At 62.9% G+C, this 25483-nt stretch carries 25 protein-coding genes and 2 tRNA genes; 14 read left to right on the forward strand and 13 right to left on the reverse strand.

The features are described 5' to 3' along the window. Positions 1 to 2: 2 nt before the first annotated feature. From pnp to IB263_RS00675, 3 genes are all read left to right on the forward strand, one after another. Positions 3 to 2156 (forward strand): polyribonucleotide nucleotidyltransferase, encoded by a 2154-nt coding sequence (pnp, locus tag IB263_RS00665; RefSeq protein WP_029742370.1) that lies wholly within the window; start codon positions 3 to 5, stop codon positions 2154 to 2156. Positions 2157 to 2237: 81 nt separating this feature from the next. Further along, a complete protein-coding gene (locus IB263_RS00670) occupies positions 2238 to 3254 on the forward strand; it encodes a class I SAM-dependent methyltransferase (protein ID WP_029742371.1) in 1017 nt (338 codons plus the stop codon). A 157-nt stretch (positions 3255 to 3411) separates the two neighbouring features. Continuing rightward, entirely contained in the window at positions 3412 to 3633 is a 222-nt protein-coding gene (locus IB263_RS00675; RefSeq protein ID WP_029742372.1) for a hypothetical protein, read from the forward strand. A 36-nt stretch (positions 3634 to 3669) separates the two neighbouring features. Here the strand turns inward: IB263_RS00675 and IB263_RS00680 are convergent, their stop codons facing one another. Both IB263_RS00680 and IB263_RS34015 read right to left on the reverse strand, forming a co-directional pair. After that, the gene (locus IB263_RS00680) at positions 3670 to 4782 is read right to left on the reverse strand and encodes an MFS transporter (protein ID WP_371814043.1); all 1113 of its coding nucleotides are present in this window, start codon (positions 4780 to 4782) and stop codon (positions 3670 to 3672) included. A 100-nt stretch (positions 4783 to 4882) separates the two neighbouring features. Further along, on the reverse strand, positions 4883 to 5134 hold the full coding sequence (locus IB263_RS34015) for a DUF1127 domain-containing protein (protein ID WP_049810930.1): 252 nt from the start codon (positions 5132 to 5134) through the stop codon (positions 4883 to 4885). 139 nt (positions 5135 to 5273) lie between these two features. Here IB263_RS34015 and IB263_RS00690 point away from each other — a divergent pair, with 139 nt between their 5' ends. Then, positions 5274 to 6779 carry a winged helix-turn-helix domain-containing tetratricopeptide repeat protein gene (locus tag IB263_RS00690; RefSeq protein WP_029742376.1) on the forward strand — a complete coding sequence of 502 codons (1506 nt, stop codon included), beginning with the start codon at positions 5274 to 5276 and terminating at the stop codon, positions 6777 to 6779. A gap of 113 nt (positions 6780 to 6892) precedes the next feature. On the opposite strand, the gene fabI is transcribed toward IB263_RS00690, so the two are convergent. Genes fabI through fabA form a run of 3 tightly spaced genes read right to left on the reverse strand, consistent with a single transcriptional unit; the run spans position 6893 to position 9490 of the window. Beyond that, positions 6893 to 7699 (reverse strand): enoyl-ACP reductase FabI, encoded by an 807-nt coding sequence (gene fabI / locus IB263_RS00695; protein WP_029742377.1) that lies wholly within the window; start codon positions 7697 to 7699, stop codon positions 6893 to 6895. Positions 7700 to 7703: 4 nt separating this feature from the next. Beyond that, entirely contained in the window at positions 7704 to 8927 is a 1224-nt protein-coding gene (gene fabB / locus IB263_RS00700) for a beta-ketoacyl-ACP synthase I (RefSeq protein WP_029742378.1), read from the reverse strand. 47 nt (positions 8928 to 8974) lie between these two features. After that, the gene (fabA, locus tag IB263_RS00705; protein ID WP_029742379.1) at positions 8975 to 9490 is read right to left on the reverse strand and encodes a 3-hydroxyacyl-[acyl-carrier-protein] dehydratase FabA; all 516 of its coding nucleotides are present in this window, start codon (positions 9488 to 9490) and stop codon (positions 8975 to 8977) included. 321 nt (positions 9491 to 9811) lie between these two features. Here fabA and irrA point away from each other — a divergent pair, with 321 nt between their 5' ends. Beyond that, the gene (gene irrA, locus IB263_RS00710) at positions 9812 to 10234 is read left to right on the forward strand and encodes an iron response transcriptional regulator IrrA (protein WP_029742380.1); all 423 of its coding nucleotides are present in this window, start codon (positions 9812 to 9814) and stop codon (positions 10232 to 10234) included. A 45-nt stretch (positions 10235 to 10279) separates the two neighbouring features. On the opposite strand, the gene IB263_RS00715 is transcribed toward irrA, so the two are convergent. The 3 genes from IB263_RS00715 to IB263_RS00725 form a co-directional block, all read right to left on the reverse strand. Beyond that, a complete protein-coding gene (locus IB263_RS00715; protein ID WP_029742381.1) occupies positions 10280 to 10705 on the reverse strand; it encodes a plastocyanin/azurin family copper-binding protein in 426 nt (141 codons plus the stop codon). 104 nt (positions 10706 to 10809) lie between these two features. Continuing rightward, entirely contained in the window at positions 10810 to 11445 is a 636-nt protein-coding gene (locus IB263_RS00720; RefSeq protein WP_029742382.1) for a trimeric intracellular cation channel family protein, read from the reverse strand. A 107-nt stretch (positions 11446 to 11552) separates the two neighbouring features. Then, a complete protein-coding gene (locus tag IB263_RS00725) occupies positions 11553 to 12338 on the reverse strand; it encodes a YdcF family protein (RefSeq protein WP_029742383.1) in 786 nt (261 codons plus the stop codon). Here IB263_RS00725 and IB263_RS00730 point away from each other — a divergent pair. Beyond that, entirely contained in the window at positions 12307 to 12837 is a 531-nt protein-coding gene (locus IB263_RS00730) for a hypothetical protein (protein ID WP_192437359.1), read from the forward strand. The genes IB263_RS00725 and IB263_RS00730 overlap by 32 nt on opposite strands. Positions 12838 to 12869: 32 nt before the next feature. On the opposite strand, the gene IB263_RS00735 is transcribed toward IB263_RS00730, so the two are convergent. Both IB263_RS00735 and IB263_RS00740 read right to left on the reverse strand, forming a co-directional pair. Further along, positions 12870 to 12945: transfer RNA gene (locus IB263_RS00735), tRNA-Ala, on the reverse strand. Between the two features lie 200 nt (positions 12946 to 13145). After that, entirely contained in the window at positions 13146 to 13538 is a 393-nt protein-coding gene (locus IB263_RS00740; RefSeq protein ID WP_029742385.1) for a TIGR02300 family protein, read from the reverse strand. A gap of 297 nt (positions 13539 to 13835) precedes the next feature. Between IB263_RS00740 and aroA the strand changes: the two genes are divergently transcribed. The 4 genes from aroA to rpsA all read left to right on the forward strand — a co-directional run bounded on the left by aroA (position 13836) and on the right by rpsA (position 18521). Continuing rightward, positions 13836 to 15182, forward strand: a complete 1347-nt coding sequence (aroA, locus tag IB263_RS00745) for a 3-phosphoshikimate 1-carboxyvinyltransferase (protein ID WP_192437361.1) — start codon at positions 13836 to 13838, stop codon at positions 15180 to 15182. Positions 15183 to 15205: 23 nt separating this feature from the next. Next, positions 15206 to 16012 (forward strand): hypothetical protein, encoded by an 807-nt coding sequence (locus IB263_RS00750; protein WP_029742387.1) that lies wholly within the window; start codon positions 15206 to 15208, stop codon positions 16010 to 16012. Beyond that, positions 16009 to 16647 (forward strand): (d)CMP kinase, encoded by a 639-nt coding sequence (gene cmk, locus IB263_RS00755; RefSeq protein ID WP_029742388.1) that lies wholly within the window; start codon positions 16009 to 16011, stop codon positions 16645 to 16647. Before IB263_RS00750 ends, cmk begins: the two co-directional genes overlap by 4 nt. 149 nt (positions 16648 to 16796) lie before the next feature. Continuing rightward, complete coding sequence (gene rpsA / locus IB263_RS00760) at positions 16797 to 18521, forward strand: 30S ribosomal protein S1 (RefSeq protein WP_082005877.1); 1725 nt, start codon at positions 16797 to 16799, stop codon at positions 18519 to 18521. 137 nt (positions 18522 to 18658) lie between these two features. Here rpsA and IB263_RS00765 read toward each other — a convergent pair whose 3' ends face one another. Continuing rightward, positions 18659 to 20251: a hypothetical protein gene (locus IB263_RS00765; protein ID WP_029742390.1), complete on the reverse strand. Its 1593-nt coding sequence runs from the start codon at positions 20249 to 20251 to the stop codon at positions 18659 to 18661. 340 nt (positions 20252 to 20591) lie between these two features. On the opposite strand from IB263_RS00765, the gene IB263_RS00770 reads away from it, so the two are divergent. Continuing rightward, complete coding sequence (locus IB263_RS00770) at positions 20592 to 20933, forward strand: DUF6665 family protein (protein WP_029742391.1); 342 nt, start codon at positions 20592 to 20594, stop codon at positions 20931 to 20933. Here the strand turns inward: IB263_RS00770 and IB263_RS00775 are convergent. Further along, a complete protein-coding gene (locus IB263_RS00775; RefSeq protein WP_029742393.1) occupies positions 20922 to 21677 on the reverse strand; it encodes a hypothetical protein in 756 nt (251 codons plus the stop codon). The two genes, IB263_RS00770 and IB263_RS00775, sit on opposite strands and share 12 nt — an antisense overlap. A gap of 233 nt (positions 21678 to 21910) precedes the next feature. Continuing rightward, the gene (locus IB263_RS00780) at positions 21911 to 22438 is read right to left on the reverse strand and encodes a BA14K family protein (RefSeq protein ID WP_029742394.1); all 528 of its coding nucleotides are present in this window, start codon (positions 22436 to 22438) and stop codon (positions 21911 to 21913) included. A gap of 224 nt (positions 22439 to 22662) precedes the next feature. Between IB263_RS00780 and IB263_RS00785 the strand changes: the two genes are divergently transcribed. The 3 genes from IB263_RS00785 (at position 22663) to IB263_RS00795 (ending at position 25481) form a co-directional block, all read left to right on the forward strand. After that, complete coding sequence (locus tag IB263_RS00785; RefSeq protein ID WP_192437997.1) at positions 22663 to 24090, forward strand: phosphomannomutase; 1428 nt, start codon at positions 22663 to 22665, stop codon at positions 24088 to 24090. 77 nt (positions 24091 to 24167) lie between these two features. Continuing rightward, positions 24168 to 24254, forward strand: a tRNA-Leu gene (locus IB263_RS00790). Positions 24255 to 24533: 279 nt separating this feature from the next. Continuing rightward, positions 24534 to 25481 carry an adenylate/guanylate cyclase domain-containing protein gene (locus IB263_RS00795; RefSeq protein WP_029742396.1) on the forward strand — a complete coding sequence of 316 codons (948 nt, stop codon included), beginning with the start codon at positions 24534 to 24536 and terminating at the stop codon, positions 25479 to 25481. Positions 25482 to 25483: the final 2 nt, after the last annotated feature.

Here is a 25483-nt window from a genome sequence, read left to right on the forward strand (position 1 = left end):
ACATGTTCGATACCCACAAGGTTGAAATCGAATGGGCTGGGCGTCCGCTCAAGCTCGAAACCGGCAAGATCGCCCGTCAGGCTGACGGCGCCGTTCTCGCCACCTACGGCGAAACCGTCGTTCTCGCCACCGTCGTTTCGGCCAAGTCGCCGAAGCCGGGCCAGGACTTCTTCCCGCTGACCGTCAACTACCAGGAAAAGACCTACGCCGCCGGCAAGATCCCGGGTGGCTACTTCAAGCGCGAAGGTCGTCCGAGCGAAAACGAAACGCTCGTCTCGCGCCTGATCGACCGTCCGATCCGTCCGCTCTTCCCCGATGGCTACAAGAACGATACCCAGGTCATCGTCACGGTCATGCAGCATGACCTCGAAAACAACCCCGACGTCCTGTCGATGGTCGCCGCTTCTGCAGCGCTGACGCTGTCGGGCATCCCCTTCATGGGCCCGATCGGTGGCGCGCGCGTCGGCTACATCAACGGCCAGTACGTTCTGAACCCGCATCTCGACGAGATGGACGAATCGACCCTCGACCTCGTTGTCGCCGGCACCCAGGAAGCGGTGCTGATGGTCGAATCTGAAGCCAAGGAACTGCCGGAAGACGTCATGCTCGGCGCCGTCGTCTTCGGTCAGAAGGGCTTCCAGCCGGTCATCGACGCCATCATCAAGCTCGCTGAAGTCGCTGCCAAGGAGCCGCGCGAATTCGAAGCCGAAGATCATTCCGCTCTCGAAAACGCCATGCTCTCGCTTGCCGAAGACGAGCTGCGCAACGCCTACAAGATCACCGAGAAGGCTGCCCGTTACGCTGCCGTCGACGCCGTCAAGGCCAAGGTGAAGGCACACTTCCTGCCTGAGGGCATCGAGAACCCAGCCCATTCGGCCGAAGAAATCGGCGCCGTCTTCAAGCACCTGCAGGCCAAGATCGTTCGCTGGAACATCCTCGACACCAAGAGCCGCATCGACGGCCGCGATCTGGAAACCGTTCGCCCGATCGTGTCGGAAGTCGGCGTTCTGCCGCGCACCCACGGTTCGGCGCTGTTCACCCGCGGCGAAACGCAGGCGATCGTCGTTGCCACGCTCGGCACCGGCGAAGACGAACAGTACGTCGACAGCCTGACCGGCATGTACAAAGAACGCTTCATGCTGCACTACAACTTCCCGCCCTTCTCGGTCGGCGAAACCGGCCGCATGGGCTCCCCGGGCCGCCGCGAAATCGGTCACGGCAAGCTCGCCTGGCGCGCTATCCGCCCGATGCTCCCGGAAGCCGAGCAGTTCCCCTACACGCTGCGCGTCGTTTCCGAGATCACCGAGTCCAACGGCTCTTCCTCGATGGCCACCGTCTGCGGCACCTCGCTCGCTCTCATGGACGCCGGCGTTCCGCTCGCAAAGCCGGTTGCCGGTATCGCCATGGGCCTGATCAAGGAAGATGAGCGCTTCGCCGTTCTCTCCGACATTCTCGGCGACGAAGACCACCTCGGCGACATGGACTTCAAGGTTGCCGGTACCGACGCCGGCATCACCTCGCTCCAGATGGACATCAAGATCGAGGGCATCACCGAAGAGATCATGGGCATCGCGCTCAACCAGGCCAAGGGCGGCCGTCTCCACATCCTCGGCGAAATGGCCAAGGCCATTTCCGAAAGCCGTGGCCAGCTCGGCGAGTTCGCCCCGCGCATCGAAGTCATGAACATTCCGGTCGACAAGATCCGCGAAGTCATCGGTTCGGGTGGCAAGGTCATCCGCGAAATCGTCGAAAAGACCGGCGCCAAGATCAACATCGAAGACGATGGCACCGTGAAGATCGCCTCCTCGTCCGGCAAGGAAATCGAAGCGGCCCGCAAGTGGATCCACTCGATCGTTGCCGAACCGGAAGTCGGCCAGGTCTACGAAGGTACCGTTGTGAAGACCGCCGACTTCGGCGCCTTCGTCAACTTCTTCGGTGCCCGTGACGGTCTCGTCCACATCTCGCAGCTCGCCTCCGAGCGCGTCGCCAAGACGACCGACGTCGTCAAGGAAGGCGACAAGGTCTGGGTCAAGCTCATGGGCTTCGACGAGCGCGGCAAGGTTCGCCTGTCGATGAAGGTCGTCGACCAAGCCACCGGCAAGGAAATCGTTGCCGAAAAGTCTGAAAAGAAGGGCGACGGCGAAGCCGCTGAATAAGCGCGCTTCACCCGAATGCATTCGGGGCGCGGGGCGGATCGCTCCGCGCCCCTTTCTTGTAGGAAGATGACGGATAGACCGATGAGCCGAGATTCGTTGAAGACCCTGTTTTACCCGTTCGACAGCGGCGTGATCGACCCGCCGGGCGAGGGCGAGCGCGTGCTGTTCCTCGGCGCCGAGGCGGGCTACAGGCTGCCGCAGGGCTTCGAGGCGTCGATCTCGGCGGTGCAGCCGCTGCGGCCGCTCTATCGCGCCCTGGAAGCCGCCCGCGCCGACGTGGCGCCTGAAATCACCGGCGAGGACTACGACGTCACGCTGATCCTCTGCGGCAAGCACAAGGGCGAGAACGAAGACCGGATCGCCGAGGCGCTGAAGCGCACGCGCGAGGGCGGTCTGATCGTCGTTGCCGGCGGCAAGGAAGACGGCATCCAGTCGCTGAAGAAGCGCATCGCCAAGTTCGAATGGGACGGCGACCATCTGCCGAAGTATCACGGCGTCGCCTTCTGGTTCACTCGCCCGGAAGATGTCACCGACGCAGCACAAAAGCTTGCCAAGGTGCCGGTGCGCGTCGACGGCCTGTTCGAGGCCTCGCCCGGCATGTTCTCGCACGACCGCATCGATGCGGGCTCCGAGCTGCTGGCGTCGCGTCTGCCGAATGATTTCCATGGCCACGCCGCCGATTTCGGCGCTGGCTGGGGTTATCTCGCAGCCAAGCTTGCTGAAGCTTCACCGGGCACCAAGGGGGTCGATCTCTTCGAGGCCGATCACGAGGCGCTCGAGGCGGCCCGCGTCAACATGATGGCGAACGCGCCGCGCATGCCGGCCCGTTTCTACTGGTTCGACCTGACGAGCGAAGAGCCGCGCGACAAGTACGACCTCATCGTCATGAACCCGCCCTTCCATGAAGGCCACGCGGCTGAGCCGTCGCTCGGCGTCGCCATCATCAAGACGGCGCTGAAGGCGCTGAAGCAGGGTGGCAAGCTGATGATGGTCGCCAATCGTGGCCTTCCCTACGAGCAGGTGCTGGCGGAAAATTCCAAGGAATATGGCGAGACCTGCCGCAACGCCCGATTCAAGGTGCTCTGGGCCAAGCGCTGAGACGCCGCAGGACGCATTTTGCGCCATCCGAGAATGGAAAAAGCCGGGCAGATGACCCGGCTTTTTTGCATCTGGCTGCAAGTCAGACTTAGCCCGTTGCCTTCGTCGCAGATCCGGCTCACCATGTGCCCGGTTTTACTGCCGGAGGATGAGTTCCATGACGTCGGGAGTGAACAGGCCGCCCTTGAGCGAGGATGCGGCCGAAGCTATTGCCAAGGACATCAAACAGGGCGAGGGACATGGCGCGACCTCCGAGGTGCCCATGTCGTTCTTGCAGAGCCTCTATCGCTCGCCGCTTGACCCGGCGCGCCGGACCCATACGGGCTTCGTCGTGCTGGCGGTCATCGTGGCTCTGCTCGTGCTGTTCGTCCTGATTTGAGCTTGCCGGCAAAAGGCAGGCGGACCGGCGCGCGCCTCAGCCGCGCCTTCTCGCGACGACCAATAGCCCCGCAAGGGCGGCACAGAGCAGGCCGAGTGACAACGGCAACCCGTGGTGTCCCGTCACTTGCATGACAAGTCCCGTTGCTGGCGAGCCAACCATGCCGCCGAGGCCCCAGGCGAAGGCAAAGGCGGCGTTGCCGGCGATCAGAGTCAGGCCGCTGAACCGCTCGCCGAGCTGGATCAGCGACAGGGTATAGATCCCGAACGTCACCCCGCCCCAGACGAAAACAAGCGGCCAGATGAGCCAGCTTTCGAACAGCCATGGCAGCAGCAGGCAGCCGGCCAGGGAGGAAAGCACGCAGAACAGCATCGTCTGCCTCGATCCCCAGCGTTCGGAGAGGCGCCCGAGCAGGATCTGCAACGACGCGTTGCCGGCAATGAAGCAGGTGATGAGCGGCGCGACGCGCTCCTCATTGCTGCCAAGCGCTGCGCCATAGACCGCAAGCAGCGAAAGCAGGGTCTGCTCGAAGGCCGCAGCCGTTGCGACCGCAAACAGCAGCAAAGGCGCCAGCGCGAAAAACCCGGCGACGGACGTTGCTTCCCCATCCTGCGGCATCTCCGGCAGGCGCGACACGAGGGCAAGCAAGATCAGGCCGCAGGCGACAAAGGCCACGATGCCGATCAGGAACGGCGACCAGCCCGCCGTTCCGACCATCCCGAGCGACAGCGGCCCTATGGCGAAACCGGCTGAAACGACCGAGGAATAGAGACCCATGATGCGGCCCCGGCGGGACGCGGGCGCAATGGCCACCAGCCAGGTCTCGCTGATCACGGAAAGCGGATTGGCGAAGACGCCTAGCAGAAAGCGAAGCGGCATCCAGGCCCAGACGTCCTCAGTCCACGCAATGGCGGCAAGCGTGCTGGCGGCCAGCACCGAACAGAGGATCGCGAGCCGGGCACCGCCCAGCCGCCGCGAAAGCATCGGGATCAGAGGCGCCGACAGGATGAACCCCAGCGGCGTCATGGCCGCTGACAGGCCGATCAGGGCGGGTGCCGTCCGCTGCCGCTCCAGGATGAAGCTGAGCAGCGGATAGGTGAGCCCCTGCGCCACGGCAAAGACGGTAACGGTGGCGATGATACCCGCCATCGCCGCCCAGGGGGCCTGATCCTCGCGGAACGTCGTGATCACCTCGCCAAGGGTCGGCGCCGGTGGCGGTCGCTGGTCCGATGTCATTGCGCGGCTCACCTCAAAGCACTTGCCAGAAGGGCCTGGCGAGCTCCTCCTCGACTTGACGTCGCGTCAGGCCGATATCGTCGATCAGATGTGGATCGCCCTTGAGCTTTCGATCAAGCTCTAGGTGAAATTGGTTCCGTTCACGCCAGGCGGCGACCATCCGTTTCAGCGTCTCGATAGGTGAATGCGAACGCGTCGGGCTCCTCGGCGTCTCAGGCGCCGCGGCCTGAGGCGATGCAATGGGAGAAAAGGGGGCGTTGTTCATGACAACCTCGCTATCGGCTTTGAGGGTCGGGGGGACCCTCGATCTGAAGGAGGTTGGATTCTGCGGAATAGGATCGGCGCCGTACTTAAGCCCTTCCAAAAAGTTCTCAAAAACTTCCAAACGGGCTATAGATCGCCGCATGCAGGATACACGGTTTGCCTTTGGTCCGTTCGTGCTTGATCCGGGTGCGGGAACGCTCCTGCGGAACGATGATCCGGTTGCGGTCGGGCATCGCGGCGTGAAGCTGCTTGCGGCGCTCGTGGAAAGGCCGGGCGAAATCCTCGCCAAGACCGAGCTGATGGACGCGGCCTGGCCGGGTACGGCCGTCGAGGAAGGCAATCTCACCGTACAGATCGCACAGCTCAGGAAGCTGCTCGGCCGGGCTGCCGACGGCGGCGAGTGGATTTCAACGGTTCCGCGCATCGGCTACCGTTTCATGGGCAGTATCGAGCGGCTGGCAGGCGGGCGAAAGCCGCTGCCGTTGCCGGGCCGGCCTTCGATCGCGGTGCTGCCCTTCGTCAATCTCAGCAACGATCCCGATCAGGATTCCTTCGCGGACGGGCTGACGGAGGATCTGATCACCGATCTCTCCCGGAGCGGTGGTCTGTTCGTCATCGCCCGCAATTCCACCTTTGCCTACAAGGGCAGGGCGATGGATGTACGCGCGATCGCCGAAGACCTCGGCGTGCGCTACCTTCTGGAAGGAAGCGCAAGGCGCGCCTCCGGACGCGTGCGCATCAACGCCCAGCTGGTCGATGCGCTGAGCGGAGAGCACCTCTGGGCCGAACGCTTCGACCGCAACCTGGAAGACATCTTTGCCGTTCAGGACGAGGTGACGGCCAAGATCGTCGAGGCGTTGCTCGGTCGGCTGCGCACCCCGCCGTCACGCAATCGCCCCAGGAGCCTCGAGGCCTATGATCTCTGCGTGCGGGCGCGCAAGCTGATCGACGATTCGCCGCAGACCGCCCGGGAAGCGCATCTGATGCTCACTCGCGCCGTTTCGCTCGACCCTGATTATGCCGAGGCCTATCGCTGGCTCGCCATGAACCACTGGATGGGGTGGGTGCACTGGGGCGAGCCAATCGTACCGACTCGCGAAATCGCCCTGGAATTGGCGCGCAAAGCCGTCGCGATCGATCCCAACGACGCAGGTTGCCGCTGGGTGCTGGCCAATCTGCTTGCCTATGAGCGCAACTTCGCCGAGGCCGACGCGGAATTTGCCAGGGCCATCGAGCTTGACCCGAACGAAGCCGACACCTGGGCGACATTGTCCGACATCACGATCCTGGCAGGCCGGGTCGAGGAAGGGCTGGAGCACATTCGCAAGGCGTTCCGGCTGAACCCCTATCCGGCAAGCTGGTACTATCTGACACTCGGCCAGGCGCAGTATGCGGCCGGAGACTACGAAGCCGCGGTCGAGACGCTGCGCAAGGACGAGACCTACCGCACCAGCTCGCGTCGCTTCCTGGCGGCGAGCCTCGCGCAATTGGGGCGGTTCGACGAGGCACGCGCCGAGGTCGACCTGTTCCTCGTCGCCAACCCGCATTTCACGACCGGTTTCTGGGCGACGACCGAGCCGTTTCGTGACGCAGCGACGCTCGCGCACTTCGTGGACGGATTCCACAAGGCCGGCCTTCCGGACTGATGTTGTCTCAGGCCGTCGGGCCTTGCCGACCTCAAAAAAGAAACCCCGGCGAGGTGTCTCGCCGGGGTTTTCTAGAGAAGCTGGGTCGTCAGTCAGCGGCTTTGCCGCTGCCGTCACTCTGCGTCGGCGGTCCTGAGCGCATCGAGTGCCGGCATCGACGTAATGTTGTAGCCGGAATCGACGTAGTGGATTTCGCCGGTCACGCCGCGCGAAAGGTCCGAAAGAAGGTAGAGGGCCGAGCTGCCGACATCGTCGATCGTGACAGTGCGGCGCAGCGGCGAGTTCTTCTGCTGCCAGGAAAGCATCGCCCGGGCGTCGGAAATGCCGGCGCCGGCAAGCGTGCGGATCGGGCCCGCCGAGATCGCGTTGACGCGAATGCCGCGAACGCCATAGTCGGCGGCGAGATAGCGCACCGACGCCTCGAGCGCTGCCTTGGCGACACCCATGACGTTGTAGTTCGGCATGACGCGCATCGAGCCGCCATAGGTGAGCGTCAGCATCGAGCCGCCCTCATCCATCAGTTCGGCAGCCCGCTTGGCGATCTCGGTGAAGGAGAAGCAGGAGATCACCATCGTGCGGCTGAAGTTGTCGCGCGAGGTGTCGGCGTAGAGGCCCTTCAGCTCGTTCTTGTCCGAAAAGCCGATGGCATGAACGATGAAGTCGAGCTTGCCCCAGCGTTCCTTGATCGCATCGATGACCGCATCGACAGACGCAATGTCTTCGACATCGCAAGGAAGCAGGAAGTCGGAACCGAGCTCGGCCGCCAGCGGCTTGACGCGCTTACCCAGCGCCTCGCCCTGAAAGGTGAAGGCCAGTTCCGCGCCTTGCGCTGCAAGCGCCTTGGAGATGCCCCAGGCAATAGAATGGTTGTTGGCCACACCCATGATGAGGCCACGCTTTCCAGTCATCAGTCCCGTCATGGTGTTATCCGTTGTAGCGCTGGAAGACGAGCGTTGCGTTGGTGCCGCCGAAGCCGAAGGAGTTCGAAAGAACCGTATCGATCTTGGCATTGTCGATGCGCTTGCGAACGATCGGAACGCCATCGAATTCCGGGTCGAGTTCGCTGATATGCGCGCTTTCGCCGATGAAGCCCGCCTGCATCATCAACAGGCCGTAGATCGATTCCTGCACGCCGGCCGCACCGAGCGAGTGACCCGTGAGCGACTTGGTCGACTGGATGTGCGGCATCTTGCTGCCGAACACTTCGCGGATCGCGCCGATTTCCTTGCTGTCGCCAACCGGGGTGGAGGTGCCGTGGGTGTTGATGTAGTCGACCTCGCCCTTCACGGTCGAGAGCGCCTGACGCATGCAGCGGATCGCGCCTTCGCCCGACGGAGCCACCATGTCGTAGCCGTCGGAGGTGGCGCCGTAGCCGACGATTTCGGCGTAGATCTTCGCGCCGCGGGCCTTGGCGTGCTCCAGTTCTTCGAGAACGAGAACGCCTGCGCCACCGGCAATGACGAAGCCGTCGCGGTTGGCGTCATAGGCGCGCGAAGCCGTCGCCGGCGTTTCGTTGTACTTCGACGACATGGCGCCCATGGCGTCGAACAGGTTGGACATTGTCCAGTCGAGGTCTTCGTGACCTCCGGCAAACATCACGTCCTGTTTGCCCCACTGGATCATCTCGGCGGCGTTGCCGATGCAATGGGCCGAGGTCGAGCAGGCCGACGAGATCGAATAGTTGACGCCGTGGATCTGGAACCAGGTGGCAAGCGTCGCCGACGCCGTCGAAGACATCGCCTTCGGAACGGCGAACGGGCCGATGCGCTTCGGGCTGACGTTCTTGCGGGTGATGTCGGCCGCTTCAACGATGGTGCGGGTGGACGGTCCGCCCGAGCCCATGATGATGCCGGTACGCTCGTTGCGGGCGATGACGGCTTCTTCCAGACCGGAGTCGGCGATCGCCTGCTTCATCGCCACGTGGTTCCAGGCGCCGCCCTGAGACAGGAAGCGCATGGCACGGCGATCGACGAGTTCGGTCGGATCGAGCGACGGCGCGCCCCAGACCTGGCACTTGAAGCCATTCTCGGCGAAATCGGGAGAAAACGTGATGCCCGACTTGGCATCGCGCAACGACGCCGTAACTTCGTCTGCATTGTTCCCGATCGAGGAAACGATGCCGAGGCCCGTGACAACAACCCGTCTCATGGTACTGACCTTTTCTTTATTTCGTTGGCTGCGGAAAGGCCTGGATTTTACTCGGCCTTATCCTTCGACAGGCCGACGCGGAGGTCGGTTGCCTGATAGATAGTCTCGCCATCGGCTTTCAACCAGCCGTCGGCCGTGCCGAGCACGAGCCGGCCGCGCATGACGCGCTTGAAGTCGATGCCGTACTCGAGAAGCTTGGTATGGGGACGCACCATGCCCTTGAACTTCACTTCGCCGGTGGAAAGCGCCATGCCGCGGCCGGGCTCGCCAAGCCAGCCGAGGTAAAAACCGGTCAGCTGCCACATGCCATCGAGGCCGAGGCAGCCGGGCATGATCGGGTTACCCTGGAAGTGGCAGGGAAAATACCAGTCGTCCGGCCGCACGTCGTATTCGGCGCGCAGGTAACCCTTGTCGAAGGCGCCGCCGGTCTCGGAGATTTCGGTGATGCGGTGGACCATCAGCATCGGCGGCAGCGGCAGCTGGGCATTGCCGGGGCCAAACAACTCACCACGGCCGCAGGCCAGGATTTCCTCATAGCTGAAGCTGGATTGTCTGGTCGTCATGAATAGATGTTTCCCCGCGTAACAAATTGTGTTGTCCGACCTGCTTTAGAGCAAGTTCGGCTTGAAATGAAGCGTGGCGACCCGGATCTTGCGGTTTTCCGTCCGGTCTCCATCGCTTCTGATGGCGATTTCACTCCGCCGTCGCTTACAGGATCAATGTGGGCGCGACCAGAGTTAATTGCCAGCATTCCCCGAGTTTGACCGGTTTTTCGGGCTTTGCAACGCCTGTCAGGGCTGGAATCTATTGAAAGGCGAGGACGTAAAAGTTATATCGCGGAGGAAGTATTGTGAATTTCGCCGGGATACATGGAACGACCCTTGATGACGAAAGCAACAGAAGTGAGTTCGGAAGAAAGGCTACGCCACTCAGGCCTGCGTCCGACCCGTCAACGCGTTGCCCTCGCCGATCTGATCTTTGCCAAGGGTGATCGCCACCTGACCGTCGAAGAACTGCACGAAGAGGCCGTCATGGCCGGCGTGCCGGTGTCGCTGGCGACCGTCTACAACACGCTGCACCAGTTTACCGAAGCCGGCATGATCCGCGTGCTGGCGGTGGAAAGCGCCAAGACCTATTTCGACACCAACGTGTCGGACCATCATCACTTCTTCGTCGAGGGCCAGAACGAGGTTCTCGATATTCCGGTCAGCAACATCCACATCGACAATCTGCCGGAACCGCCCGAGGGCATGGAGATCGCCCATGTCGACGTGGTCATTCGTCTGCGCCGTAAAAACGACCGCTGATCCGGCGGCCACCGTCATGGTGGCCGCGATGGCGATCGATCGCCGCTATTCCGTCACCGTCAGATTGGCGCGCATGCCGGCCTCGTAGTGTCCTTTGATGTTGCAAAGGAGCACGTAGCTGCCCGGCGCGAGCTTGGCTTTCAGCTGGCCGTCGGCTCCGGGCTTCAGCTCGGAAACCTCGCCGAGGCTCTTGAGCTGCTTTTCGTCGACCCGATGCTTGGCCGCGATGAGATTGATCTTCTGGTCGGCTGATTTCAGCTTCACCAGCACCATCTCGTGCTCTTCCGTCATGGCGTCGTTGTGCACCAGGAAGACAGTCTCTCCGGCCTTTATCGTCGACTGGTCGAGTGTCAGTGTCATCGGGCCGCCCGCTTCACCACCTTCGATGACCTTGACGGTCGTGGCGGCAAATGCCGGCGAGGCCATGCAAAGAAGGGCGAGTGCGGCAAGCTTGTTGCTGAAGAAACGCATGCTGTATCCCTTTCGCTGAAGCCGCCCGGGTGGCGGCCGACATCGCATCAACTACGATACCGGCGCTGTCCGCCGCCTGTCATAGGCACGCACGTGCGAAAGGCTCACATCACGTCGTCCGGATCGCGGCCCGGCAGCGCCTTGCCGGTCGGCAGCGTCCATCCGAACTTGAGCGCACCGGCACGCACGGCAAAGGCCGAGGCCACGCCTAGCGTTGAGGCGGCCACAAGTGGTAGTCCCACCATCGTCGCCAGCACGTAGGCACTGGCACCGATCAGTGCTGCCGTCACATAGACTTCCGGCCGCAGCAGCACCGAGGGTTCTCCGGCCAGCAGATCGCGAAGTACGCCGCCGAACGTCGCCGTCAGCATGCCGGTAACGAGCGCGACGCTCGGCGACCCCGTCGCTGCATAACCTTTCGCCGCACCCATCACGCAATAGGCCGACAGCCCGATCGCATCGAGCCAGACGAGGACCCGGTAGCGGGAATCGAAGAGATGGGCGGTGAAGAACAGGAGAACGGCGACCGTCGCGCAGACCAGAAGATAGGTCGGATTGGTGACCCAGAAAACGGGCGTTGCGCCGAGCACGACGTCACGCATCGTGCCGCCGCCGATGCCGGTGACCGAGGCCAGGAACAGATAGCCGATGATGTCGAGTTGCTTGCGCGAGGCCGACAGCGCCCCGGTTGCGGCAAACACGGCCACACCGGCATAGTCGAGGATTTCGAGGATCGGCATGGGCGCTCCGTTTCAGCCCGATTGGCTCCCGCAGATCATTAGCGCACCGTCGGGATGAAGTCAGGAGGCGCGCTGCCATTTGCTGCACTGGGGCGTGTCATGGTCGTCTAGCGCGGCAACACCGTCTGGGAGCGGCCGAGCAGGTAATAGGCGACGAGCCCGGTCCATTCCTTGGCGGCCGTCGTTGTCAGCTGCGCGTTCAGTGAGGGCTGGGTGAAATCGAAGCCAAGCCGCACCTTGCCGCTGGTGCGGTAGTCGGTCGGCCAGGGCTGGACGTCGATGTCGTTGGCGCGGAACAGCCCGACGGAGCGCGGCATGTGATACGCCGAGGTGACGAGCGCACATTGCGTCAGCCCGTTTGCCGCCAGAAGATCCTTGGTGTAGCGCGCGTTCTCGAAGGTGGTGCGCGAATCTTCCTCGCGGATCACCCGATCGGCCGCAATGCCGAAGATGTCGAAGAACGCCTTCGAGGCCAGCGCATCGCCCTCGTAGGCGCCGCTGATCGAGCCATCGCCGCCGGAGACGAGGATTCGTGCTTCGGGATAGCGCTTGGCGAGGCTCGCTGTCTCGATGAAGCGGTCTGCTGCCTGGTTGAGCTCCGTGCCGCCGCGGCTTGCCATGACTTCGTTTTCGAAGGCCCCGCCGAGCACAATGATGCAGGAAAGCGCTGTCGGCGGCGTCGGGCGCACAAATCGATCCTCAAGCGCTTGCAGGGCATAGGGGCCAACGGTGGTGAACAGGCTGACGAAAAGAACCAGCGCGCCCAGGCTGCCGAGAACGGCGCCGATGCGTCGCCAGCCGATGGCCGTCGCAAGCAGCCCGGCGATGACGGCGAGCAGCGAGAACGACAGCGGCTGCACAATGAGCCAGAAGATTTTCGAGATCAGAAACATGGCACCAGCTTCTGCGTTCCGCTGCTTAACAAATCATGAATGCATGGCGCGCGGCCGGATGTTGCGCGCGAAACGGCTGTTCGCGTTCGCGCAAGGTAACGCATGCATCATGTTCATCCGAACGTTGCGTGGGCGGCCCCGGCCACCACTTTCATTTGAAGCCGAAAGGAGTATCATCTGCGAGATGACCACGATAGCCGGCTTCCGATCGCAGCTGTTTCGTGCCGCCAACGAGGTCCATGACCTCACCCCGGTGCAGGCACAGCGTTTGCTTGAAGGCGCAGTGGCGCTGATCCGCTGCATGCGCGAGCAGACGGGCATGGAACCGAACACCGAAGCGCCGGACGTGACCAACATCCTTCTGGATATTGCCGGTTCCATACCCAAACGGTCCGAGCGCGAAATCCGCAATGCTCTGCTCGAATCCGCCGACATCATCCGGTTGCTGACGATGATCCTGGATTCGCTGGACGAAATGGCCGCGAACGAAGGTCCCTGAGGACTGGGTACTGATCAATCGAAGGAAGGTTTTGGTGGAGCTAAGCGGGATCGAACCGCTGACCTCTTGCATGCCATGCAAGCGCTCTCCCAGCTGAGCTATAGCCCCATATCGGGTTCCGGCTAGGCCGGTCCGGGAAGTTCGTCGAGCTGTTGTGCTCGGCGAGTGGCGGCTTATTACTTCCCCTTTTTGAGGATGGCAAGCCGAAAAATGCGTGGCCTGTGGATTTATTTATTGTCCGGGCCGTTTTTCTCCCGTCCGGGCCACTTTGGCCGAGGACGGGAGCATTTCTTTGTCATTTGAAGCGCTTAGACGTCTTCTTCGTCGTCCGACACGCCGATGAGGTCGCTCATGTCGTCGTCATCGTCTTCGTCGTCGGTCTGCAGGAAGGTGTCGTCATCGTCGTCGCCGTCGATTTCGACGTCGTCGTCGCCGAGATCCGGCAGGTCGTCGCCGCCCGCTGCCTCATCATCGGCATCCTCGAGCGAAACGAGTTCGACTTCGGTGTTCTCTGCGTCGACTTCCGTTACCTCTTCTTCTTCTTCCTTCTCGAGCACCTTGGCGACCGAGGTTTCTTCGAAGAAGGACAGCGGATAGGACTTGCCGGTGTAAGGCGAAACGATCGGATCACTGTTCAGATCGTAGAATTTGCGCCCCGTTTCCGGGTCGATGCGCTTTGTTCCAAGTTCCGGTTTTGCCACAGTCAAAGCCTCTTGAATGGCCGGCCGAGCCGGCGCTTGCCGGAAAGCCGGCGGGTGGAAAGGGTATCAAGCTTATGATGATTAGCCGGTCCCCATAATCGTCTTGGCCGCATCTGTCAAAGACAAATCGCCAAAGCCCCGGCGTTGCTGGCTTTCCGGCTCTTGCCCGCCCCTTGTGGCGCTCCTCGAGCGGCCGCAATTTATGGAAACACGCAGCGAGGGTGTGATAGGAGTGCCGCGGTGCGGGCGCGGTTGTGCCCTTCGGTGAGAACGCCCTTTCGGGCCAGAGGATGCCGCATGTCTCATGGATCGGGCCCGAGACCCGCCACTGCCCGAAAGTCCGCCGATCTGCGCGGCTCGATCCGCATCCCCGGCGACAAGTCGATCTCGCACCGGGCGCTGATGCTGGGCGGGCTTGCTAGCGGCGAGACGCGCATTACCGGCCTGCTACAAGGCGCGGACGTGCTGGCCACCGGCCGCGCGATGCAGGCGATGGGGGCCCGCATTCGTAAGGAGGCCGATACCTTTATCGTCGATGGTGTCGGCAACGGTGCACTGCTTGCGCCGGAAGCGCCGCTCGATTTCGGCAATGCTGGCACAGGCTGCCGTCTGGCGATGGGGTTGGCGGGCGTCTACGACTTCGAAACGACATTCCTTGGCGATGCTTCGCTCAGCCGCCGGCCGATGGCGCGGGTTCTCGAGCCCTTGCGTGAAATGGGCACGCAGGTGAGGGCCGCCGCAGGCGATCGCCTGCCGGTGACCCTACGCGGACCGAAGACGCCTGCCCCGATCACCTATCGCGTGCCCGTCGCCTCCGCACAGGTGAAGTCGGCGGTCCTGCTTGCCGGTCTCAACGCGCCCGGCATCACCACTGTCATCGAACCGGTCATGACGCGCGATCATACGGAACGGATGCTGGAGGCATTTGGCGCCGCGCTCTCTGTCGAGACCGACGTCAGCGGCGTCCGTACGATCCGCCTTGACGGTCGCGGCAAGCTTACCGGCCAGGAGATCGACGTGCCCGGCGATCCCTCGTCCGCGGCTTTCCCGCTGGTCGCAGCCCTGATCGTCCCAGGCTCGGACATCACGATCACCAACGTGCTGATGAACCCGACGCGCACGGGCCTGATCCTGACGCTTAAGGAGATGGGAGGGGATATCGAGGTGATCGGCAGCAGACAGGTTGGCGGGGAGGACGTGGCGGATCTGCGCGTACGGCACTCGGAACTCAGCGGTGTCACCGTTCCCGAAGAGCGCGCCGCCTCGCTGATCGACGAGTACCCGGCTCTCGCCATCGCCGCCGCCTTCGCCGAGGGGAATACCGTCATGGCCGGGCTCGACGAACTGCGTGTGAAGGAGTCCGATCGCCTCGCCGCCATCGCCGCGGGCCTGAAGCGCAATGGCGTCGATTGCGAGGAGGGCGCCTCGTCGCTGGTCGTGCGCGGCCGTCGCGACGGTAAGGGGCTCGGAAGCGCTGCCGGCGCGACCGTAAACACCCATCTCGATCACCGCATTGCCATGAGCTTCCTTATTTTCGGGCTTGCATCCGAACATCCGGTCACCGTCGACGACGTGTCGATGGTCGCGACAAGCTTTCCTGAATTCATGGACCTCATGACCAGCCTCGGCGCGAGGATCGCGTGAGACCCACGATTCCGGCGGTAACAATGAGATGGCTGCTGACACTCGCGGTCGTGGTTGTTCTGACGTTGCTGACGCAGATCGGTGGCGCCGTCTGGATCGTCACTCTTGGGCTCCTGCGTCGAAGGAGAGCCGGCGTTGCCGTATTTCTTGCGTTCTTTCTCGGCCTCTATGCCGCAGGGACCGCGCGCAGCTATACCATCGCGCCGATCTTCAGCCGCGTTCCTCTGCCCTGTTTCGACGACGGCACGTCGCGGCTGAAAATGCAGTCGCCGCTCTTCTGTGTCTTGAACCGCCAATATGTCGTTCCGGAACTGAAGGAAGCGGCCGCTGCCCTGTCACGCCACATGGATCAGGTATTCCCCGGAACGACCACCTTGGCGCTCGACGCCAACTTTCCGTTCTTCGACGGTTTTCCGCTCGTCCCGCATTTGTCCCATTCGGACGGTCGGAAGCTCGATGTCGCGTTCTTCTATCAGGATGCCGAGGGCAACTATAAGGATAAGGCGACCCGCTCGCCGATCGGCTATTTTGCCTTCGAGCAGCCGGGACCCGACAGCATTCTCCCATGCCGGGATCGCGAAGACCTCTTGACCTTGCGCTGGGACTTGGACTTCTTGCAATCGCTGTGGCGGCCCTTGCCGCTGGAAGAAGGCCGGACCGCAGAGGCGCTCCGCTGGCTCTCGGCCGAGGGGAGCGGTTTCGGCATCGAGAAGATTTTCGTGGAGCCGCATCTGGCGCAGAGACTTGGCGTCGAAGCGGAGTCCATTCGGTTTCAGGGTTGCCGGGCCGCCAGGCACGACGACCATATACATATGCAGGTTGGAAAATGACGTTCACCATCGCTATCGACGGACCGGCCGCAGCCGGCAAGGGCACGCTCTCGCGCCGCATCGCCGAGCAATACGGCTTCCATCATCTCGATACCGGCCTCACCTACCGCGCCACCGCCAAGGCGCTGCTCGATGGCGGCTTGCCGCTCGACGACGAGGCGGTCGCCGAGAAGGTGGCGCGCGAGGTTGAACTGGCCGGGCTCGATCGCTCGGTGCTTTCCGCCCACGCGATCGGCGACGCAGCCTCGAAGATCGCGGTCATGCCGGCCGTGCGCCGGGCGCTGGTCGAGGCGCAGCAGGTTTTTTCGCTGCGCGAGCCCGGCACGGTGCTCGACGGCCGCGACATCGGCACGGTCGTCTGCCCGGATGCGCCGGTGAAGCTCTACGTCACGGCGTCACCGGAAGTCCGGGCGAAACGTCGCTATGACGAGATCATCGGCAATGGTCAGCCGGCCGACTACCAGGCGATTTTCGAGGATGTGAAGAAGCGCGACGAGCGTGATATGGGCCGCGCCGACAGTCCTTTGCGCCCGGCCGACGACGCGCACTTGCTTGATACGTCTGAAATGAGTATAGAGGCGGCGTTTCAGGCCGCGAAGTCTTTGATCGATGCGGCCCTGATCAAGAAGATCTGAAGAAGAGCCCATCCCCGACACTGTCAGGATCGCTCTTCTTGCATAAGCCTGAAATTCCGTCCACGCGCCGGATTGTCCCTTCGATGGGGCGGACTGGGTTCAGGCCTGTTCAACACCAGCCCCCGGCGCATATGCGTCTCCCCCGTGAGATGCATGCAGGAGATTCCATGTCTGCTACCAACCCAACCCGTGACGATTTCGCAGCGCTTCTCGAAGAATCCTTCGCGAAGACCGATCTCGCCGAAGGCTATGTTGCCAAGGGCATTGTCACGGCCATCGAAAAGGACGTCGCCGTTGTCGACGTCGGTCTGAAGGTCGAAGGCCGCATCGCTCTGAAGGAATTCGGCGCGAAGGCGAAGGACGGCTCGCTCAAGGTCGGCGACGAAGTCGAAGTCTACGTTGAGCGCATCGAAAACGCGCTCGGCGAAGCTGTTCTGTCGCGCGAAAAGGCTCGCCGCGAAGAAAGCTGGATGCGCCTGGAAGTGAAGTTCGAAGCCGGCGAACGCGTCGAAGGCATCATCTTCAACCAGGTCAAGGGTGGCTTCACCGTCGATCTCGACGGCGCCGTTGCCTTCCTTCCGCGCTCGCAGGTCGACATCCGTCCGATCCGCGACGTCACCCCGCTGATGCACAACCCGCAGCCCTTCGAAATCCTCAAGATGGACAAGCGCCGCGGCAACATCGTCGTATCGCGTCGTACGGTTCTTGAAGAGTCCCGCGCCGAGCAGCGTTCTGAAATCGTTCAGAACCTTGAAGAAGGCCAGGTTGTCGAAGGCGTCGTCAAGAACATCACCGACTACGGTGCGTTCGTCGACCTCGGCGGCATCGACGGTCTGCTCCATGTCACCGACATGGCATGGCGCCGCGTGAACCATCCGTCGGAGATCCTGAACATCGGCCAGCAGGTCAAGGTTCAGATCATCCGCATCAACCAGGAAACCCACCGCATCTCGCTCGGCATGAAGCAGCTCGAGTCGGATCCGTGGGATGGCATCGGTGCGAAGTACCCGGTCGGCAAGAAGATCTCCGGTACCGTCACGAACATCACCGACTACGGTGCGTTCGTCGAGCTGGAGCCGGGCATCGAAGGCCTGATCCACATCTCCGAAATGTCCTGGACCAAGAAGAACGTACACCCCGGCAAGATCCTGTCGACGAGCCAGGAAGTCGACGTTGTCGTTCTCGAAGTCGATCCGACCAAGCGTCGTATCTCGCTCGGCCTCAAGCAGACGCTCGAGAACCCGTGGCAGGCATTCGCGCATAGCCATCCGGCTGGCACCGAAGTCGAAGGCGAAGTCAAGAACAAGACCGAATTCGGCCTGTTCATCGGCCTCGACGGCGACGTTGACGGCATGGTTCACCTTTCCGACCTCGACTGGAACCGTCCGGGCGAGCAGGTCATCGAAGAGTTCAACAAGGGCGACGTCGTTCGCGCTGTTGTTCTTGACGTCGACGTCGAGAAGGAGCGCATCTCGCTCGGCATCAAGCAGCTCGGCAAGGATGCAGTCGGCGACGCCGCTGCTTCGGGCGAACTGCGCAAGAACGCCGTTGTTTCGGCCGAGATCATCGCGATCAACGATGGCGGCATCGAAGTGAAGCTCGTCAACCACGAAGACATCACCTCGTTCATCCGCCGCGCTGACCTGTCGCGTGATCGTGACGAACAGCGTCCGGAGCGTTTCTCGGTTGGTCAGGTTGTCGACGCTCGCGTCACCAACTTCTCCAAGAAGGACCGCAAGATCCAGCTGTCGATCAAGGCTCTGGAAATCGCTGAAGAGAAGGAAGCCGTTGCTCAGTTCGGTTCGTCCGACTCGGGCGCTTCGCTCGGCGACATCCTCGGCGCTGCTCTGAAGAACCGCCAGAACAACGAATAATCGTTGCCTGACGTTTGAAATGGAAAACCCGCGGAGAGCGATCTCCGCGGGTTTTTCTTTCTGACCAAGTCCGAATTGTGAAATCGGCCCCCAGCTCTGGATGGAGCTAGGCCCGAGCTTAAGGCTGAACCGGCGTTTTAGCCGAGACCGCCGAGCCTGCGGTAAAGATCGTAGGCGTCGGGCGTTTCCGGTGCCTCGCCCTCCGGCATGGCTTCGCCGGTCGGCTCTCCGTCGTCCGGATTTCCGTCGCCTCCCTCTTGTGCCGTTTCTTCCTCACCCGCTGCATCTTCGCCCGAGCCTCCGGGCATGCCGCGCGAATGGTCTTCGCCTTCCACCTCGCCGGCGGCCACTGGATAGGGGATCATGGCGAAGGGGATGGCCTCGCGCGGCAGGCCGTTTTCCACCAGCCTGGCGATCATCTGCTGCACCGTCTGCTCGTCCGTGGCGCGTTGCGGGCGAATGTCCGTGGGTCCGCGCGGTGGTGCAGCGGTCTCCTCGGAGCGATCGTCGAGCAGCGACGGCAAGGTCGTGCCGGCGTCCGTTACGGCGCGCTGGCGGGCGGCGGCATCAGCGATGCGCATGCCAGCTTCCTTGGCGGCGGGCTGGGGCTGCGTAGCCGGCTCGTCCGTCTGCTGCGCCGCCGATCCCGGATCGCCATCGGCCGCGCCGGCAGGCAAGGCCACGCTGTCGCGGATGAGCGTCTTGATGGCCTCGGAGAGCACCCGTGCCGAGCGCACCTCCGGATCGTTGCGCCCGGCAGCGGTGGTCCTGTGGCCGTCTTCTTCGTCGGCATCGGGCAGCGGGCCGTAGGTGCCGTCGGGATCCTCGCCTTCGATCGTGTCGGCAGCCTCCATTTCATCGGCGCCATGCGCTTCAAGCGGTGTTGCGGCACTGTCTCCGACGGGCGCTTCCGTCTCGCCGTGTCCGACTTCGCCGGATTGCAGGTCCTGCTCGGCCTCGGCGATGGGGCCAGACAGCGATGCCGCTTCCGCGATCTCGCCTTCGCCCGCAAGCAGCGAGGCCGCGCTCCCGATCGGCGTGTCGCCCGATGAAGCGCTCTTCGCGGCATTCGCGCGCGCGTCGCCCCGCTCCGTGGGCTTTTCGCTTCCGCTCTTTGATGGCGCTTCGGTTCCGGCCGCGTCCAGATCCTCGCCCTGCGGCTCGGTCACATCGTTGCCGACGCCAAAGGTCTTGCGCAGCACAGCCTGTAGAAGTGCGACTTCACCACCGAGCGGCGTGCGTGCCGCGGTCTGGCTGAACGGCAGCGCCGGCTGGAGCGAGGGGTTGCGCAGGATGACGTCGCGCGCCTGCGCCGGCATGGGTGTCGCGGTGCCGCCCGGCGCGCTCGTGCCGTTGCGGATCGCCGGCAGGTCCGCTAGCAGGCCGACGCGGATTGAAAGATTGCGCCCGCCAAGCTGACGCTCCAGAAGCAGCCGGTCGGACGTCGGCATCGATTCGAGGAAGGCCACCAACCGCCGGACGAAATCGCGGCCGCCCTCCTGCGGGAGTGGCGGGAACTTCAGGATGCGCGCCAGATCCTCCATCAGCCGCACCAGCGCGTCCTTCGAAAGGATCTCACGACCGGAAAGATGCCGCGTCAGCGCATCGAGGATCTTCTGTATGGCTTCGCCACGCTGGCTGGCGGTCAATGGTGCTGCAGGCTGCAGCGTCCTTGCGCTCGTCTCTTCCGTGGGGGCCGCGGTTCGAGCCGCCTGGATGGGTATCAGCATTCTGGTCTCCATCTCGCTTGACCTCGGTTTGACCATTCGTCGTGGAACGACGAAACGCGCTCGGGCGCGGTCCGATTTTTCGGCTTGCGCGCGACTTTCTGTTCATGACTTGCGGGTTGGCGCCTCATGCGCGTCGTGGCGAATGGCCAGACAGCCGCGGCTCGGCCGCGGATAGGAGAATCGGCATGATGGTTCGAGGTTAGGGCAAAGAGGTTTATGAATTCTTAACCATGTTTCGGCGCCCTGCATGTCGCAGCCCGGCTTGCGGACGGGTCTGCAAGGCCTATCTTTAAGGGAGCCGCTCTGCAGGCTCGAATGGTGTCTGTGCCAGGAGTTTCGGATGACAGTCCGTCCCCCAAAAGCCCTAGGCCCGAACTTCTCGACGGCCGGCGCCTTCAACGTGCTCGAATACGAATTGATGTCCGAGCGCGCCGATGCGCTTGGCCGGCATGGCCTCAAGGTCGAAAAGGCGCTTGCAGCGCTTGCGGCATTGAAGGGAGATGTGGCGAGGGATCTACGCGAGCGGGTGCTCGACGAGGCGGCCGATGCCGTATGGGCCTTCCTCATTCAGCGGGAGATTTGCGGCCTGCGTGACAGCCGCGATGTGGTTCGCCGCTATGGCATACCCAAGGAGGTCATGGCGCGGCTCGGCATCGTGCGCCGAACGCCGTCAGAGGCTTAGCGCAGCGAGCCTATAGAGGCCGTTGTCGTCGAAGCGCAAAAAGGGGTCGGCTGCCGTGCGTTGGTCGGCGATATCTTCCATCTCGTCCTTGAGGTGGAGCGCCCGCAGATGCTGCTCCTCTTCGTCGAGCGACAGCTTGTCGGTTCTGCGCGTCGGGTCACCGCGCAGGCTGTTGAGCTGGGCTTCCTCGGTCGACGCAGGCTCCGTCGCGCTCTTCAGGCGGTCGACGGCATTTGCGGCTTGTGCAGCGCTTTGAGGTCCCTTGTCACTCGTTTCGCCGAGCGCAACCTTCAGTGCGTCGTTTTCCGGGCCGCCGGGGTTCTTGAGCGCCTCGACCAGCTCCGTAAGCGATAGTCCGAGCTTGTCGAGCCCCAGTTCTTCCTCGATTTTCGCAATTGCGGGCGATTCCAGCTGCTTCAGCTGGTTCTCGATTTCCCTTGCAAAGGCGGAATCGGACCTGAATGTTTCGCGCTCGATGTCGAAAAATTTTCCGACCTCACGGATGAGCACGGCGCGGTTGTTGTTGGCGTCGTTGCGAGCATGATCGAAGAAGTAGCCGTTGATCTTCTCGTTGGCGGCCTTTTGAGCGCCATCGGGCTCGACCTGCGCCCTCAGGAGCCGGTCGTCCTTTGTACCCTTGGCCTTTTCTTCTTCCTCCGTCTGCCGTTTTTCGATGTCCTTGAGGATCGAGCCGACCAGATTGGTCGTCGCGGTGGCGGCAGATTGCTGGGTCGGAAGCAGCATGATTCATCCTGGCAGCACAGTGGATCGTTTTGAAACGGTAGGCTCTTGCAGTTAATGCCGGTTTAACTGGCGCTGCCGAGATGTTGGGGCACGCAAGCGCCGGTGATGGCGCGCAAAACTTCCAGCTCCCGCTAATGCGGGTCGGAGAGAAGGTGCGCAGGCGGTACGGCCAGGCCGCGCCCCAATCAGGGCGCTAGAGCGTTTCTCGTGCGTTCATGCGGACGCGCCGCGCTCTAGCGATAGGGCGAATAGCAGACCTTGTAAGCGCCGCCGTAGCTCAAGAACCGGTTGGTTGCCGGATTGTAGGAACGGTAGCGCGACAGGCACCAGCTGACATGGGCGTTGCCGCCACCGACATACCGATCGCGATAGTAGTAGTTGCCGCCGTAGTAACGGCGGGGATAATAGCCGCGATTGTAGCCGTAGCGGGGATAGTAGCCGTAGCGGGGGTAGTATCCGCCGCCATAGTAACCGCCACCGTAGTAGCCGCCCGAGCCGAAGTAGAGGGTCAGGCCGGAGCCGCCATAGTAGGGGCTACCCCATCCGCGTCTGTAATAGGGGCCTCCCCAACCGCCTCGCCAGCCGTATCCGCTATATCCGCCGTAACGGCGGTGGTAATACTGCACATTCTGGACGTCGCCTTGTGCCTTGATCTGAAGGTCGGGCGCCTGAAGCGGCATCGCCTGCACAGGTCCGACGGGGGTGATCAGGGAGGCGGCGGCCAAGCTGCAGCCGATAACGAAATTGCGAAATCCCGTCATTTTGTCCTCGCTTTCGGAAAGCACTGCCTTCCGGTTGTGTCCCTGCCTGTATTACGTTTTCTTTTCTTGGTTTATTCATGGCAACGGGCAAGGAGCGCGTGGCGGAGAGCCACCGGATTTCCGTCCGTGCGTTGTCATGTCCAGAATGCGCCGGTCCGTGCCGCGCGTCACTGTAATATTTGCCCTGTTTTCCCCGAAACTGGGCAGCGGAGAATGCGATGCAGTTGAAGTTTGGTACCAGCGGCCTGCGTGGCCTTTCAGAGGAACTGAAGGGTGAGCCTTCGGCCCGCTACGCGACCGCGTTTGCGCGCTATCTTCTGACGTCCGGGCGCAGCCAGCCGGGTGACCCGATCGTGATCGCCCGCGACTTTCGCGATTCGAGCCCGGAAATCGCGGCAGTCTGTGCCTCGGCACTCGCGCGCGAAGGACTGCGCGTCTTCGATTGTGGCACGGTGCCGACGCCGGCGCTTGCGCTCTATGGCCGCGAATGCGGAGCCGCTGGTCTGATGATCACCGGCTCCCATATCCCGGCTGATCGAAACGGCATCAAGTTTTATCGGCCGGACGGCGAGATCGACAAGGAAGATGAGGTCGCCATCAGCCGGATTGCCGATGAAATCGCCGGGCAGATCGAGCCGGTCGCCAATCAGGGGATTGGTGAGGACCATGCGTCCCGCGCAGCCATGCTCTTCATCCAGCGAAACCGGCAGTTGTTGCCCGCCGGCGCGCTCGCCGGCCTCAAGGTCGGCGTCTACCAGCACAGCACCGTCGCGCGGGATCTTCTCGCCGATCTGATCGCCTTCTTTGGCGCCGAGGTCGTCGCCCTTGGACGTTCGGAACACTTTATCCCCGTCGATACCGAAGCGGTGTCCACCGACACGATCGAACGCCTTCAGGAATGGGCCCGCGAACACCGGCTCGATGCGATTGTATCGGCGGACGGCGACGGCGACCGGCCGCTGGTCGCGGACGAGAACGGCTTGCCGCTGCGCGGCGATCTCCTCGGGCTGATTGCCTGCGGCTTCCTCGGTGCTACGCTTGCCGTCACGCCGGTCACCTCGAATTCGGGCCTGGAGCGCAGGGAAGGGCTCTCCGTGCTGCGCACCCGCGTCGGGTCGCCCTTCGTGATCGCCGGAATGCAGGAGGCCCTGGACGAGGGGTCGACCAAGGTCGCCGGCTTCGAGGCCAATGGCGGCACGCTGGCGGCCAGCCCCTTCGTCGTCAACGGCGCAACCCTCCAGCCGCTGCCCACTCGCGACTGCGTCCTGCCGATCGTCGCCGCACTGGCTGCGGCGGCAGAGGCCAAACTCTCGCTGTCGGTGCTGGCCGCCTCCTATCGGCTTCCCGTGGCGCTCAGCGACCGGCTCGAAAACTTCCCGGTCGAAACCAGCGCCCGCCTGATGGCCTATTTGCGCGGCGGCGACGAAAATCTCGCGGCATTCCTGGCGCCGATCGGTCGGCCGGTCGCCGTCAGCGATATCGACGGGCTGCGGGTGACGCTTGACGACGGTCGCATCATTCATTTCCGCCCCTCCGGAAATGCACCGGAGATGCGTTGCTATGTCGAGGCGGACACGGCCGAGGCGGCCGAGCGACTGCTGTCGAGCGGTCTATCCACAATCCGGCATTGGGCAAAAACCGCCTCGAACTGAGTTTTTTGTCCTCCGACACGAAAACTTCAAAAAGCCTGTTGACACTTCGACTCGAGCCTTTTACACACCCGCTCGTCGCCCAGATGGCGGAATTGGTAGACGCGCCAGCTTCAGGTGCTGGTACTCGAAAGGGTGTGGAGGTTCGAGTCCTCTTCTGGGCACCAAATTCCCAAACCAAATCTTTGATTTGGTTCTGAAAAACCCCGGTTCGCCGGGGTTTTTTCGTTTCTGGCGTTTGGCCGGATTCCGTGGCGATTTCCTGCCTTCCGAGCCTCAATCTTCGACCAGAATGGTTGCATGCCCAGGATATTTTCGCGTGGTGCGCCTTGAAGCTTGGGCCGGCAACATTGATATTCTATCGGCTATGAAGGGCAGGCTTTCCGCGTGAGGGCCGTCCCCATGTTATCGTCCGCCGGGGCGGCGGCTTTGAGAAGGACGAAGCGATGTCTGAGACACGTCGCAAGCTGACGACCATATTCTCCGCGGACGTCCAGGACTACACGCGGCTGATGCGCGCCGACGAGGAGGGCACGCTCGCCACGTTGAAGCGCCATCGCGATGCGATGGGAAGGCTCATCGAGGCGCATGAGGGCCGTGTCGTCAACACCTGGGGTGATGGACTGATCGCCGAGTTTCCGAGCGTCGTGGAAGCGCTGCGAACCGCGATCGACGTGCAGAACGAACTCGCCGGCTGCAACGAGAAATGCGCGGCCGACGAGCAGATGCTGTTTCGCATCGGCATCAATCTCGGCGACGTGATCGCCGAGGGCGACGATCTCTACGGCGACGGCGTCAATGTTGCAGCCAGGCTGCAGGCGTCCGCGCCGGCTGGCGGCATCGTCATCTCCAACACCGTGTACGACCAGGTGCGCAACAAGGTCGCCGTCGGTTTCGATTTTCTGGGGCCTCTTGAGGTCAAGAACATCGATGGCGGTGTGCCGAGCTATGCTGTGCGCATCGGCGCGGACGATCCCCGTCCGACCTTTGCCGCAGAGACCTTCGGCCGCCGTGCTGAAGCAGCCGCTGCCGAGGCGGCCAAGCCGCGTCCGGAGCCGGTGGGCGTGATTGCGGCAATCAGGAGCGGATCGCTCCCGGTTCTCTACATCGTTGCCGCTGGCTTGGTCGCTCTCAACCTGTTGACCTGGAACGGAACCTTCTGGTCCGTCTGGCCGCTGCTTGGCCTCGCCATCCTTGCCGGCCTTGCCTGGATCAAGACCAACCCGTGGGTGGACCGCAGCATCGGCATACTGGTGCTCTCGGGATTGGTGCTTCTCACCATCAATCTCTTGACCTGGCGCGGCGTCTTCTGGGCCGTCTGGCCACTGCTCGCCTTCGCCGTGGTCGGCGGCATTCGCTGGGTCACCCGGCAGAACCGCCGCCTCGGCTCCTGACG

The organism is Ensifer sp. ENS03 (assembly GCF_014852035.1).
GTDB classification, from domain to species: domain Bacteria; phylum Pseudomonadota; class Alphaproteobacteria; order Rhizobiales; family Rhizobiaceae; genus Ensifer; species Ensifer adhaerens.